Source organism: Halomonas sp. V046, from assembly GCF_052645355.1.
Map to the genome: position 1 here is coordinate 13,835 of NZ_JBQXYF010000023.1, position 24,425 is coordinate 38,259.

The 24,425-nt window shown below is 65.1% G+C and carries 21 protein-coding genes; 10 read left to right on the top strand and 11 right to left on the bottom strand.

Features of this window, described 5'->3' with window-relative positions; all coding sequences use genetic code 11:
- The first annotated feature begins 5 nt into the window (after window positions 1-5).
- The 9 genes from ACUN9Y_RS21355 to ACUN9Y_RS21395 all read left to right on the top strand — a co-directional run bounded on the left by ACUN9Y_RS21355 (window position 6) and on the right by ACUN9Y_RS21395 (window position 10,844).
- Entirely contained in the window at window positions 6-254 is a 249-nt protein-coding gene (locus tag ACUN9Y_RS21355) for a hypothetical protein (RefSeq protein WP_445462788.1), read from the top strand.
- Complete coding sequence (locus ACUN9Y_RS21360) at window positions 244-3,240, top strand: ATP-binding protein (protein WP_445462761.1); 2,997 nt, start codon at window positions 244-246, stop codon at window positions 3,238-3,240. Before ACUN9Y_RS21355 ends, ACUN9Y_RS21360 begins: the two co-directional genes overlap by 11 nt.
- A gap of 8 nt (window positions 3,241-3,248) precedes the next feature.
- A complete protein-coding gene (locus tag ACUN9Y_RS21365) occupies window positions 3,249-4,721 on the top strand; it encodes a sigma-54-dependent transcriptional regulator (protein ID WP_445462762.1) in 1,473 nt (490 codons plus the stop codon).
- 1,508 nt (window positions 4,722-6,229) lie between these two features.
- Window positions 6,230-7,657 carry a polynucleotide adenylyltransferase PcnB gene (pcnB, locus tag ACUN9Y_RS21370; RefSeq protein WP_445462763.1) on the top strand — a complete coding sequence of 476 codons (1,428 nt, stop codon included), beginning with the start codon at window positions 6,230-6,232 and terminating at the stop codon, window positions 7,655-7,657.
- Window positions 7,654-8,178 (top strand): 2-amino-4-hydroxy-6-hydroxymethyldihydropteridine diphosphokinase, encoded by a 525-nt coding sequence (gene folK / locus ACUN9Y_RS21375; protein WP_445462764.1) that lies wholly within the window; start codon window positions 7,654-7,656, stop codon window positions 8,176-8,178. Before pcnB ends, folK begins: the two co-directional genes overlap by 4 nt.
- Window positions 8,179-8,304: 126 nt before the next feature.
- Window positions 8,305-9,096 carry a 3-methyl-2-oxobutanoate hydroxymethyltransferase gene (gene panB, locus ACUN9Y_RS21380; RefSeq protein ID WP_445462765.1) on the top strand — a complete coding sequence of 264 codons (792 nt, stop codon included), beginning with the start codon at window positions 8,305-8,307 and terminating at the stop codon, window positions 9,094-9,096.
- A 9-nt stretch (window positions 9,097-9,105) separates the two neighbouring features.
- The gene (gene panC / locus ACUN9Y_RS21385; protein ID WP_445462766.1) at window positions 9,106-9,969 is read left to right on the top strand and encodes a pantoate--beta-alanine ligase; all 864 of its coding nucleotides are present in this window, start codon (window positions 9,106-9,108) and stop codon (window positions 9,967-9,969) included.
- Between the two features lie 16 nt (window positions 9,970-9,985).
- Window positions 9,986-10,366 (top strand): aspartate 1-decarboxylase, encoded by a 381-nt coding sequence (gene panD / locus ACUN9Y_RS21390; RefSeq protein ID WP_445462767.1) that lies wholly within the window; start codon window positions 9,986-9,988, stop codon window positions 10,364-10,366.
- Between the two features lie 103 nt (window positions 10,367-10,469).
- Window positions 10,470-10,844: a translation initiation factor Sui1 gene (locus ACUN9Y_RS21395; protein ID WP_445462768.1), complete on the top strand. Its 375-nt coding sequence runs from the start codon at window positions 10,470-10,472 to the stop codon at window positions 10,842-10,844.
- Between the two features lie 5 nt (window positions 10,845-10,849).
- On the opposite strand, the gene ACUN9Y_RS21400 is transcribed toward ACUN9Y_RS21395, so the two are convergent.
- Window positions 10,850-11,725, bottom strand: coding sequence for an NAD-dependent protein deacetylase (locus ACUN9Y_RS21400; RefSeq protein WP_445462769.1), 876 nt, complete (start codon window positions 11,723-11,725; stop codon window positions 10,850-10,852).
- A 173-nt stretch (window positions 11,726-11,898) separates the two neighbouring features.
- Between ACUN9Y_RS21400 and ACUN9Y_RS21405 the strand changes: the two genes are divergently transcribed.
- A complete protein-coding gene (locus ACUN9Y_RS21405; RefSeq protein WP_445462770.1) occupies window positions 11,899-12,810 on the top strand; it encodes a nuclease-related domain-containing protein in 912 nt (303 codons plus the stop codon).
- A gap of 25 nt (window positions 12,811-12,835) precedes the next feature.
- On the opposite strand, the gene ACUN9Y_RS21410 is transcribed toward ACUN9Y_RS21405, so the two are convergent.
- The 10 genes from ACUN9Y_RS21410 to ACUN9Y_RS21455 all read right to left on the bottom strand — a co-directional run bounded on the left by ACUN9Y_RS21410 (window position 12,836) and on the right by ACUN9Y_RS21455 (window position 24,424).
- Window positions 12,836-13,696, bottom strand: a complete 861-nt coding sequence (locus ACUN9Y_RS21410; RefSeq protein WP_445462771.1) for a ribonuclease T2 family protein — start codon at window positions 13,694-13,696, stop codon at window positions 12,836-12,838.
- Window positions 13,697-13,774: 78 nt separating this feature from the next.
- Window positions 13,775-15,112, bottom strand: coding sequence for a deoxyguanosinetriphosphate triphosphohydrolase (locus ACUN9Y_RS21415; protein WP_445462772.1), 1,338 nt, complete (start codon window positions 15,110-15,112; stop codon window positions 13,775-13,777).
- 172 nt (window positions 15,113-15,284) lie between these two features.
- Window positions 15,285-16,517 carry a permease gene (locus ACUN9Y_RS21420; RefSeq protein ID WP_445462773.1) on the bottom strand — a complete coding sequence of 411 codons (1,233 nt, stop codon included), beginning with the start codon at window positions 16,515-16,517 and terminating at the stop codon, window positions 15,285-15,287.
- Window positions 16,518-16,848: 331 nt separating this feature from the next.
- Window positions 16,849-17,262, bottom strand: coding sequence for a hypothetical protein (locus ACUN9Y_RS21425; protein WP_445462774.1), 414 nt, complete (start codon window positions 17,260-17,262; stop codon window positions 16,849-16,851).
- 98 nt (window positions 17,263-17,360) lie between these two features.
- Entirely contained in the window at window positions 17,361-18,131 is a 771-nt protein-coding gene (locus ACUN9Y_RS21430; protein WP_445462775.1) for a copper resistance protein B, read from the bottom strand.
- 9 nt (window positions 18,132-18,140) lie between these two features.
- Window positions 18,141-20,114 (bottom strand): copper resistance system multicopper oxidase, encoded by a 1,974-nt coding sequence (locus ACUN9Y_RS21435; protein ID WP_445462776.1) that lies wholly within the window; start codon window positions 20,112-20,114, stop codon window positions 18,141-18,143.
- Between the two features lie 66 nt (window positions 20,115-20,180).
- Window positions 20,181-21,554, bottom strand: coding sequence for an ATP-binding protein (locus ACUN9Y_RS21440; RefSeq protein WP_445462777.1), 1,374 nt, complete (start codon window positions 21,552-21,554; stop codon window positions 20,181-20,183).
- Window positions 21,541-22,206 carry a response regulator gene (locus ACUN9Y_RS21445; RefSeq protein ID WP_445462778.1) on the bottom strand — a complete coding sequence of 222 codons (666 nt, stop codon included), beginning with the start codon at window positions 22,204-22,206 and terminating at the stop codon, window positions 21,541-21,543. The genes ACUN9Y_RS21440 and ACUN9Y_RS21445 overlap by 14 nt, the downstream gene beginning before the upstream one ends.
- A 9-nt stretch (window positions 22,207-22,215) precedes the next feature.
- Window positions 22,216-22,773, bottom strand: coding sequence for a cupredoxin domain-containing protein (locus ACUN9Y_RS21450; protein WP_445462779.1), 558 nt, complete (start codon window positions 22,771-22,773; stop codon window positions 22,216-22,218).
- Between the two features lie 154 nt (window positions 22,774-22,927).
- Entirely contained in the window at window positions 22,928-24,424 is a 1,497-nt protein-coding gene (locus tag ACUN9Y_RS21455; protein ID WP_445462780.1) for a tripartite tricarboxylate transporter permease, read from the bottom strand.
- Window position 24,425 lies beyond the last annotated feature (1 nt).

A 24,425-nucleotide genomic window follows, 5' to 3' on the forward strand; every position in this document is an offset into this window, starting at 1 on the left:
ATCGCGTGACCCGAAAGGCCTATGCTGGCAACGGTATCAACCACGGCCAGCCACGACGCTTGCTCAAGGAGGCACCCTTGTACGTCTATCGCATCATGCTGTTTCTGGTGTTCGGTGGCTATCTGCTGTCGCCCCTGTTGATGAGCGGCTGGGGCCAGGCCGGTGCGGCCTGGTATCGCCCGTTCGCGATCTGGGGCGTCCTGATCGCCCTGACCCTGTGGCTCGACCAGAAGCGGGCCCTCGATGAACGCTAGCCTGGCCGCCATCCTGGCCCTGGGGGTCGGCTATCTGGTGTTGCTGTTTGCCGGTGCCCAGGCCGTGGAGCGCCGCCTGATTCCGTCTCGCTGGGTGCGTCACCCGCTGACCGCCACCCTGTCCCTGGGCGCCTACGCCAGCGCCTGGGCCATCCTCGGCAGCGTCGAGTTTGCCGGCCGCGTCGGCTACGGCTACCTGGCCTACTACCTGGGCATCGCCGGCGCCTTCCTGCTGGCCCCGGTGCTGCTGGTGCCGATCCAGCGCATGGCTCGCACCCACCAACTGGCATCGCTGGCCGATCTGTTCGCGTTCCGCTTTCGCTCACGCTGGGTCGGTACCGTCATCACCCTGATCAGCCTGCTGGCGGTGATGCCGTTGCTCGCGCTGCAGGTCCAGGCCATGGGCAACGCCCTGCATCTGCTCACCGGCATCGCCTCCCCGGCACTGATCGCTTTAGCGTTCTGCTGCTTGATCGCGCTGTTCGCGATCCTCTTCGGCGCCCGCCATACCCACGCCCACCGCCGCCACGACAGCCTGATGGCGGCGCTGGCCACCGACTCCCTGGTCAAGCTACTGGCGATGCTCGGCCTGGGGCTGTTCGCCCTCTACGGTGTCTTCGACGGCCCCGGTGATCTTCAGGCCTGGCTCGACGGGCCCGGGGCGGCGATGCAGGCATCGGCCCATCAGCTGGATCCGGCCCAATGGCGCACCCTGCTGTTGCTGTTCTTCGCCGCGGCCTTCCTGATGCCCCACATGTTCCACATCACCTTCTCCGAGGCGCTGTCCCGCGACACCCTGCTCAAGGCGGGGTGGACCCTGCCGCTATTCCTGCTGCTGATGGCGATACCGGTGCCCTTGATCCTGTGGGCCGGGCAGAAGCTCGGCGTCAGTGTTAGTGCCGGCGACGCTTACGTCGTGTTCGCGCTGTCCTCGTCATGGGCCGTCGGCGCACTGGCCTTCCTCGCCGTGCTCGCCGCCGCCAGTGGCACCATGATCGTCATTTCCCTGGCCCTCGCCGGCATGATCCTCAACCACCTGGTGCTGATCGCCCATCCGCCGGTCGACCAGCCCGACCTGTATCGCTGGCTGCGCTGGGGCCGCCGTGGACTGATCGCGGCGGTGATCCTGGCCGGCTGGCTGTTCTACCGCACCGTGGGGCTCAACCACGACCTCACCTCCCTGGGCCTGGTCTCGTTTGCGGGCATGGCACAGTGCCTGCCAGGCATTCTCGCCTTGCTCTACTGGCCCGGCGCCAATCGCAAGGGCATGCTGGCCGGGCTCGGCGTGGGTGTGGGCATTTGGCTGGCGGGCCTGTGGTTGCCCTTGCTCACCGGACTGCCCTCCCCCCTGACCCTGCTTCCAGGGCTCGACCTTGTCGCCGAGGCCCCCGGCTGGTATCGCGTCAGCCTGGTGTCACTCGCGGCCAACGCCCTGACGTTCATCCTGGTATCTCTGCTGACGCGCACGTCAGCAGGAGAGCGGGCCGCCGCCGAAGCCTGCTCGGTCGACGCGGTGATCCGCCCCAAGCGTTTGCCGCTATCGGCAACCAATGGTGAAGACTTCAAGCGTCAGTTGGCGCGGGCTCTCGGCGACGACGTCGCCGAACGCGAGGTCCAACTGGCCCTGTCCAGCCTGCGCTTGTCGCCTCAGGACGGCCGCCCCTACGCCCTGCGCCGCCTACGCGATCGCATTCAGGCCAATCTGTCCGGGCTGATGGGGCCATCGGTAGCGCAGGACATCGTCGACCGCTTCCTGCCTTACCGCGACGACGGCCCCGGCGCCAAGGAAGACATTCACTTCGTCGAGAGCCGCCTCGAGGCCTATCGTTCACGGCTCACCGGCCAGGCTCGCGAGTTGGACGGCCTGCGACGCTACCATCGCCGCACCCTCACCCGGCTCCCGGTGGGGCTATGCGCCTTCGGCGATGATGGCGAAGTACTGATGTGGAATGACGCTCTGGCCCAGCTCAGCGCCATCGAAGGCGACGGCGTCGTCGGTGATCGACGCGAGAACTTGCCCGCGCCCTGGGCCGAACTGCTCGGCCGCATCCTCGCCAGCCCCCACGACCATCTCTACAAGGAAAGCGTGATCCTCGACGATACCCCGCGCTACTTCAGCCTGCACAAGGCCGCGCTGGACGATGACGGCGACGCCTTGGTCCAGCAACCCGCGGGAAGCGTCATCCTGGTCGAGGACCACAGCGAGATGAAATGGCTGGAAGACGAACTGATCCACGCCGCTCGGCTAGCGTCCATCGGCCAGATGGCCGCCGGGGTGGCCCACGAAATCGGCAACCCTATCACCGGCATCTCCTCCTTGGCGCAGAACCTGCGCTACGACACGGACGATCCCGAGGTACTCCGCACCGCCGATCAGATCCAGCAACTCACCCAACGCATGTCTCGCATCGTCGGCTCGCTGGTCGGCTTCGCCCACGACGGTCGCCATATCGGTGGCAGCCAGTTCCGACCGGTCGCCGTAGCGCCCCTGGTCGATCAGGCCTTGCACTTGATCCTTCTGGCCAGAACGGGGGAGGATGTCCGCTACGCCAACCTTTGCCCGACCGGACTCACGGTCATCGGAGATGAACAGCGCCTGTTACAGGTACTGGTCAACTTGCTGAGCAATGCGCGCGATGCCAGTACCCCCGGCGGACGGGTTCTGATCGAAGGCGGCAGCGAGCGGGGCCATCACTGGCTTTCCGTCACAGACAACGGCGAGGGCATCGCGGCATCGGTGCGAGATCGCCTGTTCGAGCCCTTCACCACCACCAAGCCTCCGGGAGAGGGAACGGGCCTCGGCCTGCCGCTGGTCTACAGCATCATCGCCGAGCACCACGGGCGAATCGAGATCGCCTCGCCGCCAGACGGCCAGCCATCGGGCACCCGTATCGTGGTGTGGTTACCCCAGCATCTGCAACGGCGTGGTAGCGATCACAAGGGCCATGAGTCGGATATGGCGTTCACAGAACCGGGAACAGAGTGACAGCCTTCATGAGTCGGATCCTGATTGTCGAAGACGAAGCCATCATTCGTGGCGCGCTCAAGCGCCTGCTGGAGCGTCATGGCTACGACGTCGTCGAGGCGGGCAGCGTCGCCGATGCCCGCGACGCCGACCCCCAGCGCTTCGACTTGATCATCAGCGACCTGCGCCTCCCGGAAGACCCCGGCACCGACCTGATCGCACTCGCCGCACCGATACCGGTCCTGATCATGACCAGCTACGCCAGCATGCGCTCGGCGGTGGATGCCTTGAAACTCGGCGCCGTCGACTACGTCGCCAAGCCCTTCGATCATGACGAACTGCTCGAGACCGTGGCTCGGGTGCTGCACCAGCAGGCCCACCGATTGAGCGAACCCCCGGCGGTATCCGGTGACGGCGGCGAGCGCCAGGCCATGATTGGCAACTGCCCTGCCATGCAGGTGGTCTACACCCGCATCCGCAAGACCGCACCCGCCGATGTCACGGTGCTGATCCAGGGCGAGTCGGGCACCGGCAAGGAGCTCGTGGCCAGGGCCCTGCATCAGCAAAGCCGGCGCGCCAGGGCACCGCTGGTGTGCGTCAACTGTGCCGCCATTCCCGAGACGTTGATCGAGTCGGAGCTCTTCGGCCACGAGAAAGGCGCCTTCACCGGCGCTACCGCGACTCGCACCGGGCTGGTCGAAGCCGCCGACGGCGGCACCCTGTTCCTGGACGAGATCGGAGAACTGCCGCTAGATGCTCAGGCCCGTTTGCTGCGCGTGCTGCAAGAGGGGGAGATCCGCCGCATCGGTTCGGTGGAGACCCGTCACGTCGACGTTCGCCTGATCGCCGCAACCCACCGCGACCTGCGCGCCCTGTCGCGCAGTGGCGAGTTCCGTCTCGACCTCTATTACCGCCTCAACGTGATGCAGATCGATCTGCCACCGCTTCGCGAGCGCGCGGACGACATCCTGGAGATCGCCGATATCCTGCTCGACAAGGCCTGCCACCGCCACGAACGCGACGGGTTGCGCCTGTCCCGGGCCGCCCGCCGCGATATCCACGACTATCCCTGGCCCGGCAACGTCCGCGAGTTGGAGAATGCCCTGGAAAGAGGCGTGATCCTGGCCGAAGGCCACCTCATCCACCCCGATGACCTGGGGCTCGGGCCCATGCCGCGCCCGCTGGAAAAGCCGTCACAGCCCTTGCCGGCACCTGCCGCAGGCCAGGCTCCCGTGCGCGACGACGCCGCGGCGCCGCTTGCGTCGTCAACCGAGGCGTCAGCGCCAGGCTCGTCGCCAGGACATGAAGGGAAAGAGTCGAAGCTCACGACCAGCGACGAGGACCTGTCCCTGGAGGACTACTTCGAGCACTTCGTCCTCGAGCACCAGGACCAGATGAGCGAAACCGAACTGGCGCACAAGCTCGGCATTTCACGCAAATGCCTGTGGGAGCGCCGCCAGCGGCTCGGCATTCCGCGCAAGAAGCCGCCGCGGCGCGCCTAGTGACCTAGTGACCTAGTGACCTAGTGACCTAGTGCCAGGCGAGCCCCTCTCAAAGCCCCTCGCTCGCGCCAGGCAACCCTTGGGTCATCGCTCACGCCTGACGATGACGGCCTGTCGGCCCCGGCTCGCCCAGGACCGCCTCTGATGAGCCCAGGCACGTCCCTCCCTTGCAATGGTCCACCGTGGCTGCCTGGCATCTCGGGGCGTCACTCCCTCACTTGTCCTGAGCACATCACGCCGCCGCGAGACCGCTTCTATCAAGCACTGCGAGGCCGGTGCCGGCGGAGGCGCCGCCCCCTCCTTTGGTCCATTCGACCATGGTGCAAGTGCCTGTAATGCCGAATACAGGCACTGTAGGCCCTGCACGCCAGCTCCCAGGTTCGCACCAGTTGTTACCATCTCACACAACGGGCGCACGAAAATGGGTAGATACGGGTAACACCTTTGAACCGGCGGCCTGCCTCCTTCCAAACACAAAGAGGCAAGCGGCTGAAAAAGAAGAAAAAATCCAAAGTAGGCACGACGACTGCAGTTAGTCTGGGCAAGAAAAACAAATCCGGTGATCGCAGGCCGCCAACAATAACAAGACACGCCATAGCGATCAGTTCTGCCAGCCAACAAGAACAACAGCTTCGAGAAACGAGCAGCACAGAAGCAGGCAGATCAGTTTTTTGCGCAGCGCCGACCGCCAACAACAACAATCGGTCAGCAGCAGCGAGTACCTTCGTCGAACAATAACAAGACGACGAAGCCCGGAAGACCAGGACGCGACGCACCAAACGACGACCGCCAAACAACATCAACAAGGTCGTCAGGGTGCACTCCCGGCAACAATGCCAAGAATCCGGGAGGAGGCATGATCCCATGCCGTCGTGGTTGGATTATTGTTTTGAATACGAGACGGTCGCCCCCAGGAGCGCCAATAACGACAACAATATTGCTTGCCTGAACCTCCTTGGTGACTGTGGTGCGTATTCAAGGCGATGCGCCATCACGAAGAAGAATCAGCAGCACGGACGCTGCATCCTGCTTTGATCGGGGAGGCCTCAGGCCTCCCCTTCTTCTTTTACGTGCCACGCTGCCAGCGGCCCGCCCCTGGCCACCCTAGCAGCCGACCCAGAAGATCGTCAGCATACGACCAAGGTGCCGGTTACCAGGCACCGAATCAGCCAAAGCCAGGAGCCAGGACACGAAACACAGGACCCCACGGATTCGCCCCACCCTGCCCCGCGTCGAGCGAGCGGGTATAGTGGCAACGAATTACCGCGGCACCTGACGCCGACCACCCAGCAGGCCCTCGCCGCCACGGTCGGCACCGGCGGCCGACGACGGTCCCCCCGAGCCGAGACCAGGCGACGACGCCCCCTTCAAGCCGACACGGCGAGCCAAATGGATCGCCCGTCATCTGCCGACCACGGTCACTGGACTGTATCGGTGCACGCTTTGCAAGGTGGGTAGCGTCCGCTACACTCATCACCTTTCCGCACCCCGCGAGTCGATATCGCCGCATGATCAAAGGATTTACCCGCTTTCTGCAGAGCCCAGGCGAGCACCTCCGGTCCCTGTTCGGCCCGCAGGAGGCAGCCGCAGGCCCCCCGACACCGCGCGTCATTGCCCGGGACGACCACCCGGTATCACGCCGCCAGTTCAGTGAAGCCGCCCTCAAGGTGCTCTACCGCCTGCACAATGCCGGCTACGAGGCCTACCTGGTCGGTGGCTGCCTGCGTGATTCGCTGCTCGGGCTGACCCCCAAGGATTTCGACGTTGCCACCGACGCGACACCGGAGCAGGTCAAGCAGCTGTTTCGCAATTCGCGCATCATCGGCCGCCGCTTCCGCATCGTCCATGTGCGCTTCGGCCGCGAAGTCATCGAGGTCACCACCTTCCGCGGCAAGCCCAACGACGATCACGCCGAGCATATCTCCGCGCAGTCCGACGATGGGCTGCTGTTGCGCGACAACGTCTGGGGCAATATCGAAGAAGACGCCATACGCCGCGACTTTACCGTCAACGCGCTGTATTACAGCATTGCCGACTTCAGCATCCACGACTTTGCCGGTGGCCTCGAGGACATCGAGAGTCGCACCTTGCGCATGATCGGCGACCCGGCAACGCGCTACCGCGAAGACCCGGTCCGCATGCTGCGCGCCGTGCGCTTCGCCGCCAAGCTCGACTTCGACTTCGCGCCGCAGACAGAAGCCCCCCTCGCCGAGATGGCACCACTGCTGCTGCAGATACCCGCGGCGCGCCTGTTCGATGAAGTGCTCAAGCTGTTCCTTTCCGGCGAAGGCCTCGTCGCCTTCCGCCTGCTGCGCGACTACGGTCTATTCGCCATGCTGTTCCCCGAGGCCGATGAGGCGATGGCGGAGCTACCCTGGTTCGAACCCCTGATCGAGCAGGCCCTCGAAAGCACCGACCGCCGCATTCGCGACGAACGCCCGGTCACGCCGGCGTTCCTTCTGGCCGCCTTCATGTGGGGGCCGGTCCAGATTCGCCAGGCGCGCCTCGAAGCCGACGGCATGCCTCCGGTGCCGGCCCTGCAAGCCGCGGCCCAGCAGGTCATCACCCACGAGCTCCAGCATGTCTCCATTCCCAAGCGCTTCAGCATGCCGATGCGCGATATCTGGGACCTGCAGCAGCGCCTGCCTCAGCGCCGAGGCAAGCGGGCCTTCCAGACCCGCGACCATCCGCGCTTCCGCGCCGCTTACGACTTCCTGCTGCTGCGCGAGGCTGCCGGCGAGCTCGAGCCCGGCCTCGGTGACTGGTGGACCGCCTTTCAGGAGGCCGATGACCACGAGCAGCGCCGCCTGCTGGGCAAGGTCGGTGCCGACCCGGCGGGTACGGCGGTGCCGCGCAAGCGCAAGCGCCGGCGGCGCAAACCGCGCGCCAATGGTCCCTCGAACGGCTCGCCAGACGGCCCTTCCGACGACTCATGAGCGACGTTCAGGCCGGCGAACGCGGGTCCGGAGAGGCTCAGGCCTGGATCGGGCTCGGCAGCAACCTGGACGGCCCTCATGAGCGTATCGTTCAGGCATTGGCGGCCCTCGAGCGGCTGCCGCTGACGCGCCTCGAGAGCGCCTCCCGGCGCTACGCCAGCCGCCCGGTAGGCCCTCAGGATCAGCCCGACTTCGTCAACGCCGTGGCCGCCGTCCGCACCCGCCTGTCACCGCTCGCCTTGCTCGATCAGCTGCAGGCACTGGAGCAACAGCATCGCCGGGTGCGAGAACGCCACTGGGGGCCCCGTACCCTGGATCTTGACCTGCTACTTTACGCCAAGGAACGCTGGCAGCATCCCCGTCTGACGCTGCCACACCCGGAGATGGCGCGACGCGCCTTCGTCCTGCTGCCGCTCGCCGAAATCGCCGCCACCCTGGTCTTGCCCGACGGCCGCCGCGTGGCCGAGGCCGCCGATGAATTGGCCATGGGGTTGGCCGCCGATGATGTTCGAGCGGTGTGACCTTGAGCGTGGCCCGTCGGTAGCAGTGTTACCTATCGACACTCCTTCACGCATCGGTAACAATTCACGGTAACACCCGAGGAGGCGCCCATGTCGCCCTCCCACCGCCAACCACGAGATCACGCCATGACGTCTGTCACCCTGAGCTCGCTCAAGGCGCGCAAGCGCGCCGGTGAGGCCTTCAGCTGCCTCACCGCCTACGACGCCTCTTTCGCCGCCGCCGCCGGCCGTGCCGGCATCGATGTGCTGCTCGTCGGCGATTCCCTGGGCATGGTCCTGCAGGGCCACGACAGCACTCTGCCCGTCACCATGGCCGACATCTGCTACCACACTCGCTCAGTGGCCCGCGGCAAGGGGGACAGCCTGCTGATGGTCGACCTGCCGTTCATGGGCAACCCGAGCCGCGAGAAGCTGCTGGAGAACGCCGCCGAGTTGATGCGCGCTGGCGCCGAGCTGGTCAAGGTCGAAGGCGAAGGCTGGATGGCCGACGACATCCGCGAACTGACCCGCCGCGGGGTGCCGATCTGCGCCCACCTCGGCCTGACTCCCCAGACGGTGCATCAGCTGGGCGGTTACAAGGTACAAGGGCGCGAGGCCGAGGCCGCCAGCCGCATCCTCGAAGACGCCCGGGCGCTGGTCGATGCCGGCGCCTCGGTCATCCTGCTCGAGTGTGTGCCAGCGAGCCTCGGCCGCGCGATCACCGAAGCGCTGGAGGTACCGGTGATCGGCATCGGAGCCGGCCCGGATACCGACGGCCAGATTCTGGTCATGCACGATGTCCTGGGCGTCACCCACGGCCGCACGCCACGCTTCGTGAAGAACTTCCTCGACGGCGCCGACGGCATCACCGATGCCTTCCGGCGCTACCACGAGGACGTGCTCGCACGCCGCTTTCCGGCCGACGAACACTGCTTCTAGGAGGTCGCGATGCACACCACCAGCGATGTCTGCGACCTGCGCACGCGACTCGATGCGCAGCGCCGCGCTGGCCACCGCATTGGCCTGGTCCCGACCATGGGCAACCTGCACCGCGGCCATCTGGCCCTGGTCGAGGCGGCTCGCGCCCGCTGCGATACCATCGTCGCCACCATCTTCGTCAATCCGCTGCAGTTCGGTCCCAACGAGGATCTCGACAACTATCCGCGCACGCTGGACGCCGACAAGGCCAAGCTCGAAGCGGCCGGCTGCGATCTCCTGTTCACGCCGACGCCCCAGGTCATGTATCCGCGTGGACTCGAGTGCCAGACCCTGGTCAGGGTGCCTGAAGTCAGTGAAGGGCTGTGCGGCGGCTCCCGCCCCGGCCACTTCGACGGGGTATCCACCGTGGTCAACATGCTGTTCCAGCTGACCCAGCCTGACGTCGCCTGCTTCGGCGAAAAGGACTACCAGCAGCTGGCGGTGATTCGGCGCATGGTGACCGATCTGCACATGCCGATCGACGTCATCGGTGTGCCCACGGTACGCGAGGATTCCGGGCTGGCCCTGTCGTCCCGCAACGGCTATTTGAGCGATGCCGAACACGCCACCGCCGCCGAGCTGCAGCAGACGCTGCGCCAGATCCGCGACGCCCTGCAAGCCGGAGGCGACATCCAGAGCCAGCTGCACCTGGGCCACGAGCGCCTGAGCCGCGCCGGCTTCGTCCCCGACTATCTCGAAGTGCGCACCCCGGATCTCGGTGCCGTGACGGCCACTACCCGTGAAGCCATCGTCCTGGCTGCCGCCAGACTCGGCACCACCCGTCTGATCGACAACCTGTCTTTGACCTTGCCGCGCGAAGCCGCGGACGCTTGACGCGAGGAATAGCCCCATGCAGACCATCATGCTCAAGGCCAAGCTGCACATGGCCCGTGTTACCCATGCGGTGCTCAACTACGAAGGGTCCTGCGCCATCGACGGCGAGCTGCTCGACCTCTCGGGCATCCGCGAAAATGAGCAGATCCAGATCTACAACGTGGAAAACGGTCAGCGTTTCACCACCTACGCCATCCGCGCCGAGGAAGGCTCACGAATCATTTCGGTCAATGGTGCCGCCGCTCACCTGGCGAGCGAAGGCCAGCGGGTGATCATCTGCAGCTACGCCCAGTACAACGAGGCGGAGCTCGAGCGCCATCGCCCGGCCCTGGTCTATCTTCAGGAAGGCAATGCGGTCAGCCACACCAGCAACGCCATCCCGGTGCAGCTCGCCTGACGCAGCCTACCGTCAGGCGCTCACCGCGCACCTCGCCGACCGGCGGGGCGCTCCATCGCCACGCGCGAATTCCCGTCCCGTTTCACTCCCCAGGAGGCTCCCCATGGCATCGCTCAAGGAACAACTCGGCGGCCTGGTCTACTCCACCGAGCACGGCGATATCTGCCCGACGTGTCGCGCCCCACGCGAGGCTTGTCGCTGCGATGAACTCGGCGACGAAGCCCGGCTCGCCGCCCTCGACGGTATCGTGCGCATCCGTCGCGAGACCAGCGGCCGCAAGGGCAAAGGCGTGACCACGATCAGCGGCGTGCCGTTACCCCAGGCCGAGCTCAAGGCACTGGCCAAGGAGCTGAAGAAACGCTGCGGCACCGGGGGGGCGTTGAAGGAGGGCGTCATCGAGATCCAGGGCGATCATCGCGAGACGCTCAAGCGCGAACTGGAAAAAAGCGGCTATCAGGTGAAGCTGGCGGGCGGCTAGGCGCCTCAGCGCCCGCTCCCGTTGCCGAGGGCCGCGACCAGCGCTTCCAAGGCCTGGTCGGCACTCGCCTCGAGCTTCAGCGCGTAAAGCTCATCGCCGCGGGTCCGCCCCAGGTTAAGACAGGCCACCGGTTGCGACCGCTTGGCGCAGGCGCGTACGAAACGGTAGCCCGAGAACACCATCAGCGACGTCCCGACGACCAGCAGGGCATCGCTGTCCTCCACCAGCGCGAAGGCATCATCGACCACCCTTCGCGGCACGCTGTCGCCAAAAAAGACGACGTCGGGTTTCCAGACGCCGTCGCCGCAGCGCGAACAACCGGGCACCCAGAAGCTAGAGAAGTCGGCCTCCAGATCCGCGTCACCATCCGGCGCCGCGCGCTCGGGGTTGGCCTCGGTCAGCCACGCCGGATTGTGGCTGGCGAGTTCGGCGTGCAGGGCGTGGCGCATCTGGCGTGCACCGCAACTCATGCACACCACGAGGTCGGCACGCCCGTGCAGATCGATCACCCGCTTCGATCCGGCACGCTGATGTAGCCCATCGACGTTCTGAGTGATCACCCCGCTGACCCGTCCTCGGCGCTCGAGCTCGGCCAGGGCGAGATGGGCACCGTTGGGACGCGCCTGCTCCAGGGTGCGAAAGCCGACCAAGGCCCTCGCCCAATAGCGTTGTCGAGCCGCCGGGCTGGTCATGAAGGCTCGATGCTGAATCGGCGGCGATCGCTTCCAGTCGCCCTGCTCATCGCGGTAGTCGGGAATGCCGCTGGCGGTACTGATGCCCGCACCGGTCAAGACCGCGAGTCGTCCATGCCCGGCGACGAAGTCCACCAGGGCCTCGACGCCCTTCGGTACTGCGCCGGGCTTCGCCGCGCCGTGATTCATGTTCGCCCCCTTTGCCAGCCCACCAGGCCTGCCAGTCTACACCGAGTCGCGTATCGATCGGCTCGACGTGGCCCCCGACGGGATAAGTTGTCTACAATGGTCCCCATTCTTCTTTCTCGCGAACGCCAGGAAGCCCTCCGTCACCGGGCAAGCTTCCAAGGCAAGGAGTGCCGATGGCCTGGCTGGACTATCTTCTGCCACTGATCTTCCTGTTCCCGCTGGTCGCTGCCGGCGTGGTCGTGGTGGCCTTGCGCAGCCTGCACGATGCGCGCGTCCACTCGCCCTTCGACGCCCATGCCCTGCGAGAGCCCGGCCAGATGCTGCGTGACCGCCTCGACCGTGCCTTCGCCAACCTGTTTCTCAATGCCGCCCTGGGCCCGCTGATCATGCTCGCGCCGCTGGTCTATGGCATGGGCCGCATGCTGTTCTCGGACCACCAGAACTGGGTCGAATGGGCCCTGTACGGCGCCCTTTGCACCGTCCTGGCCCTGCTCGTCTGCCTGCGCCTGATCCGCGACTATCAGCGCATCAGCCGGCTCAAGCTGGGGCTCGCCTGCGAGCTTGCCGTGGGACAGGAGCTCGAGCGCCTGATCCGCCCCGAGGCGCACCCCTTCTACGTCTTCCACGATGTGCCCGCCGACACCTTCCTGATCGACCACGTCGCCATCACCCCCTACGGCGTGTTCGTGATCGAGACCCGGGCGCGGACCCCGGCCATCACCCCCGCCGGCGAGACTCAGGATACGGTCGTTGTCGAGCACGAGCGGTTGCGCTTTCCCGGTTGGAACGAGCGCCTGCCCCAGCGCAAGACTCGCCAGGCGACACGCTGGGTCGCTGCCTGGCTGTGCCGCGAGCTGGGCCAGCCGGTGCCGGTACGCGGTATCCTCGCGCTACCGGGCTGGAAGATTGCGCGGGAATCGGAGCCGGGAGATCTCGAAGTGGTCAGCGGAGAGGGCCTCGCCGCCCACATCACGGACGCCCGCCCCGGCAGCATTGCCCCGATCGTTCACGATCGCATCATCACCGCCCTGCGTGGCCGTGCACGACTGGTGGAGCTCGGCCACCTCGAAGGGCCATCGGTCTAGCGCTCCCGCGTGGCGTGGCGACCGGTCAGAACGCGGGGATCTCGATCGTACGCGGGCAGCGCCCTCGCGCTATCGCCACCAGGCTGTCGGCCGCCGGGAAGTCATCGATGCGATCGGCGTCGATGCCGATCCGCGCCTCGGTCAGCAGGCGATTGCCGCGCCCACCGCATTGCAATGACAACGCCCGCCCGGTGTTGCGCCCGAAGGCTGCCTCGAAGGCCTGGATCAGATCGTTGCGCCCCACCTGACCTCCCTGGTGGACAAGCACGAACTCGGCGAAGGCGCTGGCATTGACGAGGTCAGACAGCACCACCGCAGCGGCGAAGAAATCGTCCTCGGGAAGCGTCAGACAGGCCGCATGCTTGGCGAACTCGTAGCGATCCAGACAACTGGCGCGCCCCGGCATGGCCTCGTCCAGCGCCTCCTCCAGGCCTGGCTCCAGGGCCAGCGCCGGCCCGGCCTGACAGAACCCGCCCCTCGGCCGTGAGTCCTCGACGAAGCAGCCTTCGCGGTGCCATTGCGCCACCGAGACGCCCGTCTCGATCAGCCGCTGCGGCCGCGATGGCCATAGGCCATGGATCACGAACCCATCATCGGCCGCCGCCATCAAGCGCGGCTCGCGGCACTCGCGTGGCGGTTGACGGCGCGTGGCACAGAACCCCGGATGCCAGGTCAATGCCAGGGTGTAGTGCGCGAAGCTGGTCCGTTCGATGTCCTCCAGGGCATCGCGTTGCGCACTGGACGGCGCGAACTCGGCCGCCGCCGGCGACGCGCCAACCAGGCCGATGGCCAGCCCCAGCAAGGCCGCGACGACACGGCGGCGACCCCGCGCCATCGTCGAACCGCTGGCGCCTGTGCGCGTCGTCGGTCGCAGAGAAGTCACCATCCTGTGCTCCTGATCTGGCGGCGCCATGCCGGCGCCCGATAGTCTGGCAACCGCCCCCACCGGGGCCGGCCAGGCCCGCTAGTCGCCTCTGAGGCGTCCGCCCATCTCCTGGGCCAGGTCCACCGCGTAATGGTCGGTCATGCCACCGATGAAATCGAGCATGCGCCGATAGCTGTCGTACAGCGACCAGGAGGGCAGTGGCGTGTTCTCCCCGATCAATGCCAAAACCCGCTGGTGCTTGAAGCTCGAGCGCCCGGTATGGTGCAGCTCATGGGCCGCACCGATGAAGGCCTCGAGCAGGATGCCGAGGGTCGTGTAGGCGCCGATCTCGAGCTTGGCCTTGCGGGTGTTCTTGAAGATGCGCTTGCGTGCCAGCTGCTTGGCAAGCTTCACCCCCCAGTCCAGATCCGGGTGGCACAGCTCCAGCAGGTCATCCTGCAGGGTGCCGCCGAGCAGTTCGGACTCGTGCTCGACGAAGACCTTGGCGACATCGGTCACCGCGCGTTCCATGGCCGCGCCGCGCAGCGCGGCGATACGCCGCCGCTGGGAAACACCGGCGCGGCACATTTCGGCGTAGTCGGCGGGCTCGCCACCGGCGATCTGGATCAGGATCTCGGCCACCTCGTCGAAGCCGAGAATATCCATCTCGACGCCATCCTCGAGATCCAGCAACGCATAACAGATGTCATCCGCCGCCTCGACCAGCCAGGCCAGCGGATGACGACACCAGCGATTCTCGCCCTGGGGGATCAGGCCGAGATGGTCGGCGACCTGCTCAAGCAGCTTGACCTCGCTCTGGTAGCAGCCGAACTTGCCGGCCAGCCCCCCATGAACGACCGTCCAGGGATACTTGAGCAGTGTCCCGAGGGTCGCGGCGGAGAGGCGCATGCCGCCGCGGAACTGGTTGTATTCGATCTGGGTGACGATACGAAAGCCCTGGGCGTTGCCCTCGTAGGTCAGCAGGTCCTCGCGCTCGAGCTCCGACAATCCGTCGAGCAAGCCACTGCCGTTGACCTCAGCGCACTTGAACCAGTCCCGAATGGCGTACTCGCCGGCGTGACCGAAGGGCGGGTTGCCGATGTCGTGGCCGAGACAGGCCGCCTGGATGATGACCCCGAGTTCCGCCGGAGTGATCCACTCAGGCAGCCGCCCCTTGAAGTGTTCGGCAACGCTCATGCCAAGCGAGCGCCCGACGCAGCCGACTTCCAGCGAGTGGGTCAGGCGGGTGTGAATATGGTCGTTATCGGTCAGCGGGTGGACCTGGGTCTTGCGTCCCAGACGCCGAAAGGAGCCGGCGAAGACGATCCGGTCGTGATCCTTGTGGAACGGACTACGGCCGATTTCTCTCTCGCTGGTACCGCGAGGATCGTGCAGGCGAACGGGATCGAGCAGTCGCTCCCAGGTCATTGACTTCATGAACGCTCTCTCTATGGGAACCCGATCATCTCAGGGCCCTTGTCCGTGAGGGCTCCATTCTGGCACCGGGCAGCCACAGATTGCCACGCCGAGTGGCGAGAAGTTGGTTCCGTTCGCCACCGGCGCGCTCGCCCCTCTGGCTCCCGTCGGCTTGCCTGCCAGGTTTATGCGGCTAGGCGCCGACGAGCCCGGGCACGACCAGGCCGAAGCCCAGCCAGACCAGGCAGATGACGACGCCGGCGCGCAAGATCCAGTCGCCGAGACTGGCCCCGGCGGCGTGGTCGTGATGGTGCCCATGACCGCCATGGGCAGGCGTCGCCTGACGCCACAGCACCACCAAGGCGGCGGAGCCCGCCAGGAAGATCAGGTTAAGGACGAAGCCATAGTCGAAAGCGAAGAAGTCTCGCTGGGTAATGCTCTGCTGGCCCTGGTTCTGGGGCAGCAAGTCCAGCGTCGCGAGCCCAAGGTGCAACGTCAACGATACCGCGACCAGACCACAGAACAGCAGCAGCAGGATGTACAACGACATCTTCCAGCCATAGTAGGTCGCATTGATGCGCAGCACCGGCAAGACCACCAGGTCCGAAAACACGAACGCCATCACCCCTGCGAAGCCAACGCCGTTGTCGTACAGGACGGCCGCCAGCGGGATATTGCCCATCGAGCCGATGAAGGTGAAAAATGCCGCAACGGGTGCAACCAGGGTCTGGGTGACGACGTCCAGAGGCCCTGGCGCCGCTTGTTCTCCCGCGCCCGGAAACAACACGGCGTAGAAGCTCGCCGGGACGAAGGCGGCAATGATGCCCGCCACCGTGAACCCGATCAGGACATCCTTCCACACCATCTGCCACTCCATGACATAGGTCTGGCCAATCTGCTGCCAGCCCTCGCGGCTACGCAGCTTGTCACGCCAGTTGCGGCCCTGATCATCAGGCTCGTGAGCCCCCCCGAGGCGCTCGCGGACATCTTTCACCATCTGCCAAGGACGCGTAAGCGCAACGAAGGCCCAAGCAAACAGGATCAGAAGCAATCCGCCCAGGTATTCCCCCACCACGAACTGCCAGCCCAGAAAAATGGCAATCACGAAACCCAGCTCGATGACCAGGTTGGTCGATGCCAACAGAAAGGCCAGCGATGGCACCAGGCCCGCGCCTTTTTGAAACAGCGTCCGGGTGGTGGCCAAGGCAGCGAAACTACAGGAACTGGAGAGAAAACCGAAGAAGGTACCGAGAGCGATGCTGCGTGGACCGGTCGTGCCCATGGTGCGCTGCATGCGCGCCTGGGTCACCAGCACCTGGATCAGGCTACTGACCAGGTAACCGAGGCCAAAGGCCCAGAATGCCATCCAGAAAAATCCCAGACTGGTCACCGACGCCTGATGCCAGGTGGAGAGAAAATCCGCCATACGCTCGCCTCCCGAAGGTCATGGATCACGACCGGCCTCCGATGCCGTCCCCGCCGAGCGCGTATGCCATTGTTCAACGCAAAGAAACGATGAGCGCTGCCGAGGAGAGCGATCACGCCCCGGGCGATTGCCAACCAGAGCTTTCAAGACCGAACTTCGTGTTGAGCCAACGTAAACCTATGTGCAGCACAAAGGTCAAGGCGAGGACTGCTGCACAGGCCATCATTCGCCACAATCACTAGAAAAATGATACAGAAACACGTAAAAAGCCCCCTTTCAGAAGGGGGCTTCGGGAACCTATCGGCACCGAAAAATCAAGGCGACAACCCGATCACTCCATACCGACATGCAAGGTATAACGTCCACTAACCTCCTCGACGCTACCCAGCGCCTGCCCTGTCACTTCGAGAGTATAGGTTCCGGCCTGAACGTCTTCTACCATGGTGAAATGGCCATTCTTATCCGTATCACTGGCGACAAGCCTGCCATCTTCATCATAGAGCACGCCGCCGATGGCTACCGACTGGCTGGACTCGCTGGCCAGATGCTCACTGCTGAGATACAGCTTGCCCGCGCGCGCCACCGGGATGGAATAACGCGCCGGACCTCCGCGCAGCTGCTGGGTCTGCGAAACACCCTCATCCAGCACTTTCAGCGTGGTTTCTTGATGGCCTGGTGCCGCAACAACTCCAGCGGAAACGCTCAATCCGAGGACAATGCTCAAGACTTTAAATTGACGTTTCATGATACTACCTCCGTGATGGGTTCTCCCTCACTTTGGTTGACAACACTGAAAATACGCTGAATAAAGAACCATTATTTCTCGGCCCAAATCTGTCGCTATTAGAACCACATCCTGACACCCACAACGACAACGGTATCTTCGGTAGAACCCCCCGAGTCTCTTGCCAGGTCAGCGGTTTGCGCATAGAGTTTTTTCCAGTAGGCGCCCACGTAGGGAGCGAATTTCCGATGCAGCTCATAGCGTAAACGAAGCCCGGTCTGGACCGAATTAAGGCCGTCTCCGACGCCGAATTCCGGCGCATCATCGAGCGCGGCCGCCACTTCGAGTCTCGGCTGCAGGTAGAGCCGCTGAGTCAGGCGCAGGTCGAGCTCCTGCTCGAGGCTCATGGACAGGTCGCCGTCATCACTCACCCGCAGATCGGCCTCGGTCTCGAAGCGATAGGGCGCCAGACCCTGTAGCGTCAGTACGCCAAAATAACGCTCCGGGTGATCCTCGCTGCCAAGCCCTCCTTGATAGCCGACGCCACCCTGCAATTCCCAGAAATCATCGATCAGGCGGCTATAGAGGAGGTCCAGCGACTCGAACTCGGCGTCTTCACCGTCACCCTGGGTATTTTCCCCCTCGCCCTTTACGTACAGGCGCTGAAAGTCGCCGCCGTACCAGGCCTGGAAATCCCAGCTCAGCGCCTCTTCGCCGTCCTCGGGCCAGGCGTATTCGAGACGATCGACCAGCACCGAGCCGACGGCGTGTTCGGTCATGGGCGAAGGCCAGTCCGCGGGGGCATCGTAGCCATCATCGGCCTGGGCCGTGAAGGCGACGGCCAGTGTCCAGACGGCGGTCGCGGAAAGCGTAAACCTTGGTGATTTCATAGGGTGTCCTCAGGCGACCTTGACCACGCGGAACATGCCGGCGTCCATGTGATAGAGCAGGTGACAATGGAAGGCCCAACTGCCTTCGGCATCGGCGGTGATCAACGCCGAAAGACGCTCACCGGGTTTGACGTTCAGGGTATGCTTGCGCGGGATCAGCTCTCCGGCACCGTTTTCAAGCTCCATCCACATGCCGTGCAGGTGAATGGGGTGCTCCATCATGGTCGTGTTGACCAGGATCAGGCGCAGGCGCTCGTCCTTTTGGAAGTGGATCGGCCCCGAGACTTCGCTGAATTTCTTTCCGTCGAACGACCACATGTAGCGTTCCATGTTGCCGGTCAGGTGCAATTCCAGCTCGCGCCCCGGGGGCCGGCGATCGGGCCAGGGGCGGAAAGCCTTGAGGTCGCGATAGACCAGCACTCGGCGCTCACCCGGGGTAAAGCCAATCCCCGGTTGGTCCAGGCGAGACCCTGGCTGGGCGGCGCCCGCCGGCAGCCCGCCGCCGCTCGAGGCGTCGGTGAGCGATGCCGAGCCGCCCATCCCGGCCATCTGCGAATGGTCCATGCCGGCCATCTGCGAATCGCCCATGCCGGCCATCTGCGAGTGATCCATGCCGGCCATCTGCGAATGGTCCATGCCGGCCATCTGCGAATGGTCCATGCCGGCCATCTGCGAATCGCCCATCCCGGCCATCTGCGAATCGCCCATCCCGGCCATCTGCGAGTGATCCATGCCGGCCATCTGCGAATGGTCCATGCCGGCCATCTGCGAATCGCCCATGCCGGCCATCTGCGAGTGATCCATGCCGGCCATCCCCGCCATACCTGCCATGCCGGCATGGGCTCCCATCGCCTCCATGCCACGATCGGCAATCTGGCGTGGCGGTGGAATCGCGGCTTGCATGCCGAGGCGAGGCGCCAGCGTGCCACGCGCGTAGCCGCTGCGATCCATCGACTCCGCGAACAGCGTATAGGCGACGTCGTCGTTCGGGGTGACCAGGACGTCGTAGGTCTCGGCCACCGCAATGCGAAACTCGTCCACCGGGACCGGCTGCACTGGCTGGCCATCCGCCGCCACCACGGTCATCGTCAGCCCCGGAATACGGACATCGAAGTAGCTCATCGCCGAGCCATTGATGATACGCAGGCGCTGGGTCTCGCCAGGTACAAACAGCGCCGTCCAGTTATCGGCGGGGGCATGGCCGTTCATCAGATAGGTGTAGGTGCTGCCGGTAACGTCGGCGATATCTCGCGAGCTCATGCGCATTCGCCCCCACATTCCGCGACTGGCCCAGGTCTCGGCCAGTCCCTGACGGGCAACATCGTCGAAAAAATCGCCCAGGGTGCGCTGCTGAAAGTTGTAGTACCCCTCACCGGTCTTGAGGTGACGAAACAGCGTCGCCGGCTCCTCGAAGCTCCAGTCCGTCAGCAGCAGCACATGCTCGCGATCGTAGCGAAACGGCTCGGGCTCGGCGGCATCGATGATCAAGGGACCGGCGTGCCCTAATTGTTCCTGCAGGCCGGAGTGGCTGTGGTACCAGTAGGTACCGTTCTGGCGCACCGGGAAGCGGTAGGTGAAGGTCTCGCCGGGGGCAATGCCGGCGAAGCTGACCCCAGGCACGCCGTCCATGCCCGGTGGCAGCAGCAGACCGTGCCAGTGAATCGAGGTAGGTTCGTCGAGCAGGTTGGTGACGCGCAGCACGGCATCGTCGCCCTCGCGCAGGCGAACCAGGGGGCCGGGGCTGGTGCCGTTCAGGGTGATCGGATGCGCTTCTCGGCCCGCAATCCGCTGGGTTTCCCGCCGCACGGCAAGGGATACGGCGGGCCCAACCTCCTCACCGCGGGGGTAGCGGCCGGTCTGGCCCCAGGGGTTCGCCCAGGCGGGCACCATGCCTAGCGCCGCCGAGCCCATGCCGAGGGCGGCACCGCCCTTGAGCACGCCGCGTCGAGACAGGCGCTGCGTCAACTGCCGAGTCGTTGCCATTCGAGCTTCCTTTCTGAGCGATAAGACAATCTCGATCATCGCTGCGAAAGCTGAATGCAGGCTGAATCATTTGCGCCACGCCCCGTCGCCCCGTGCTGAGCCTTGCTCCACGCCGCCCTCGTCCCCGTTCAGCATCAGCGTCATGACGACCTCGAGCCCGCCGAGGGTGGCGCGCCGAAACGCCACCTCGCCACGATAATGATCGACGAGCTGCAGCAAGATCGACAGCCCAAGTCCATTCCCGGAGCGCTGTTCATCAAGACGGCGTCCGCGCTGACCGAGGCCAGAGAGCTGGCTGTCGTCGACCCCCTCACCATCGTCTTCGACGCGCAGCGTGAGGCGCGCATCGAGGTCGAGCGCGACCCGCACATCGCGCCTTGCCCATTTGCCTGCGTTATCGAGCACTATCCCCGCCATCTCCATGAAGTCCTGCCTTTCCATGGCGATACAGGTGGACGCGTCGACGTTGGCGGTCAACACAAACCGCTTGTCCGGATAGAGCCCGCGGAACATCTCGAGCAAGCGCTCGATTTCCTCGGGCACGCTCAGGCTCTGGCCGGCATCCGGTCCCGCCAAACGCGCCCGGCGCAGCTGCGCTTCGAGCTGTGCCTGAATATCGGACAGACGCTCCAGCACCTTGCCCCGACGAGTCTCATCGATCGGGCGTCGACCACGCATGACCTGCATGACGGCCGCAAGCGGAGTCTTGATGGCATGGGAAAGATCCGCCACAGCATGGCGGGAGCGAGCCAGACGGCTGTCCTGGGCATCCATGAAACGGTTGAGCTGGGTGATCAGGGGGGCGATCTCGCTGGGGGCGGCCACCTGAATGCGCGTGCGCCGGCCCGCCCGCAGATCACGCAATTGACGCTGCAACTGCACGATCGGCTTGAGGGCAGCGCGCACCGCCAGCAGATTGAGCGCGATCAGGGCCACCAGCACAAGCCCCGCGATGGCACCGATCCACCAGTGCAACTCGGCCAGGCCCTGTTCGACGCTGTCGAAGGCTTCGCCCACCAGCAGCACCCCGGAATGCCCTTGAAAGGCAAAGGGTCGGCGGTAAACCAGCAAGTGACTGCCCTGCCGGTGCACATCGATCAGCGCCTCGTCGGTGCCGTCCAGCAACGGCTCGAGGGTCGCAAGCCAGGCGGGGTGTGAACTACTGACCTGTGCGTCCAGGCGCAATACGTACAGATGATGAAACACCTGGCTGGCCAGACTCGAGGGTGCCGCCTGGGTGGGATACCGGGCGGGAGACTCCTTGAGCTGGGACAGGGTGTACTCGGCCTCCTGGCGTAGCCGGTCGCCGAGAAAGTCACGCGCGGTCTCGCGCAGCAGAATGCCGTGCAGGACCCAGGTGAGCCCCATGACCACCAGGGCGCCGCCACCCAGGCTGAGCAGCAGGCGGACTCGTAGGCTCTTAAGATCAATGCGACGCAAACACGTACCCCTGGCCACGGCGGGTCTGAATCAGGTCACGTCCTAGACGGCGCCGCAACCGGCCGACATAGACCTCGACCAGGTTAGGCGCCGGCGCATCCTGCTCCAGGGTATAAAGCTGATCGAGCAGGCGCTGCTTGGAGTGAACCCGGTCGGGGTGGTGCATCAGGTAGCGCAGCAGGCAGAATTCGGTGGCGGTCAGCGCCTCCCAGCGCTCGCCATCGACGCTGACACTCTGCTGACGCTCGTCCAGGTGCACACCATTGACGCAGCAGCGACCGTCATCATGGCCGTGCCGACGGCGCAGCAGGGCATGCAGCCGTGCAAGCAGTTCGGGTTCGTGGAACGGCTTGGTCAGATAGTCATCGGCGCCGCGGTGCAGGCCCTCGACCTTATCCTCCCAGGTGTCACGGGCCGTCAACGCCAGCACCGGCATCGTCATGCCGCGCGCTCGCCAGGCCTCGAGCCGATCGAGCCCCGAGCCGTCCGGCAGCCCGAGATCCAGGATCACCAAGGCGTACTCTTCGCTTTTCAACAGCGCCTCGGCCACGCCGAGACGCGCGGCCGTGTCCAGGCGGTAGCCATGATCGCGCAGGGTTTCCGCCAGGCTGTCACACAGCAGATCGTCGTCTTCGACCAACAACAGCTTCATGTCGGCTTGTCACTCCCGCCTGGACGAGTCCTCAAGAACGATCGCCCGGTTCGCATCGGGTTGCCCGATGCGAATCTGGCCCTTCATGCCCGACTCGAAGTGACCGGGAATATTGCAGGCATAGATGAGGGACTCCGCGCCCGACGGCGCCGTCCACACCAGGGTACCGGTTTCGCCCGGTGCCAAGGTCAGCGCCGGCATGTCCATGCCGTGGCCACCTTGATCACCGTGATGGCCCGCCGCCATGTCATGGCCCATGTCACCGGCATCGCCGCCGGCCATCTCTCGCATCATCTCACGGTGCGCCTGTTGGTCCTCGGCCGCGCCGATGACAAACTCATGGGTGAGCTGACCGGTATTGGTGATCTCGAACGCCACGGTGTCACCAGGCGCCACCGCCAATGCCTCGGGATCGAACCACATGTCCCCGGCCTCGAAAGCGATGGTGCGATCGACCTCGCCTTCGCCAGCCTGGCTGTCGGCATGACCGCTACCTGCGTGGCCGGCGCCGGCCAGGGCAGGGGTGGCGGCGAGTCCCAACAGGACGGCCAATAGCATCTTGCGCATAACAACATCCTTCGTCAGAGAGGTGTAGCGATATTTTTACCGCCGCAACCTGAAAGGAAGCTGAATTGCCCAGATCCCCTTGGCGTCGCGGCCAAGGTTGGCGACGCGGCTTGTGCTCACCGCTCCTGCGCTGGTTATCCTCTCTACCGCAGGCTTAGCCTAGCCGCCGCTTGAGCAGCATCGCATAGACCGCCCCGGCGACGATCATGCTCACGGCGAAGGCGTAGATGCCGACCGAGATGCCGCTGGACCACAACAGGCTCCAGTCACCACCGCTGATCGACATCGCCCGGCGCAGGTTGAACTCCATCTGGCCACCAAGCAACAACCCCAGCACCACCGGCACCGTCGGAATCTCGAGCTTTCTCAATACGTATCCGAGCACACCGAAACCCAGCATCATGTACAGGTCGAAGGGGCTATTGTTGAGCGAATAGACGCCGACGAAGGCAATCAGCACGACCATCGGCATCAGAAACCAGCTCGGCGCCTGCAGCACTCGGGCGAACAGGCCGACCAGCGGCACGTTGAGCACCAGCAGCATGATGTTGCCGATGAACAGCGCCGCGACCAGCCCCCAGACCATGTCCGGCTGTTGTTCGAACAACAGCGGCCCGGGCGTGATGTTCATCGACAGCAACAACGCCAGCAGAATCGCCGTGGTGCCACTGCCGGGAATACCGAGTGACAGCATGGGGATCAACGCCCCACCGGCGGCGGCATTGTTGCCGGCTTCGGGTGCCGCCACGCCACGTGGATCGCCATTGCCGAAGTCGCCCTTCTTGCCCAGCCAACGCTTCTCCAGCATGTAGGACAGAAAACTGCCGAGCGACGCACCGGCACCGGGCAGCACCCCGGCGATGAAGCCGATCACAGAGCCGCGCCCGATGGTGCCGGCACAGGGTAGCGACGCCTTCATGCCAGGCCAGGCCGAACCGAGCTGGATGTGCGGCTTGTCGGCGTCATGACGCCGTTCGAGAAACACCAGACACTCGGACACCGCGAACAGCCCGACCAGGGCAACGATGAAGTCGATGCCGTCGTAGAGTTCGAAGGTACCGAAGGTGTAGCGCGCCACACTCGACACCGGATCGATGCCCACCGTGCCCAGCAGCAGTCCCAGGCAGGCGGCGATGAAGCTCTTGGCGAAGCTGCCGCTGGTGACCCCGCCGATGGTGGCAAAGGCCAACATGAACAAGGCGAAGTACTCCGCCGGACCGAACTTGATCGCCACCTGCACCAAGAGCGGGGCGAACAGGGTCAGGCCGATGGTGGCGAAGGTGGCGCCGACGAAGGAGGCGACAGCGGACAGACCCAGGGCCTCGCCGCCGCGCCCCTTCAGCGCCATCGGATAGCCATCGAGGGTGGTCATCATCGCCGGCTCATCGCCGGGAATGTTGAGCACGATGGAACTGATACGGCCACCGTACATGCAGCCGTAATAGACGCTGACCAGCAGGATCAGCGCCGCGGTGGGTTCGAGGCCGAAGTTGAACGCCAGCGGAATCATCAGCGCCACGCCGTTGACCGGGCCAAGCCCCGGCAATGCGCCGATCAGGGTGCCGACGGTGCAGCCGATCAGCGCCAGCAGCAGGAACTCCGGTTGCGTCGCCACGGCGAAGCCGTGGGCAAGAAAAGCTAGCGTCTCCATG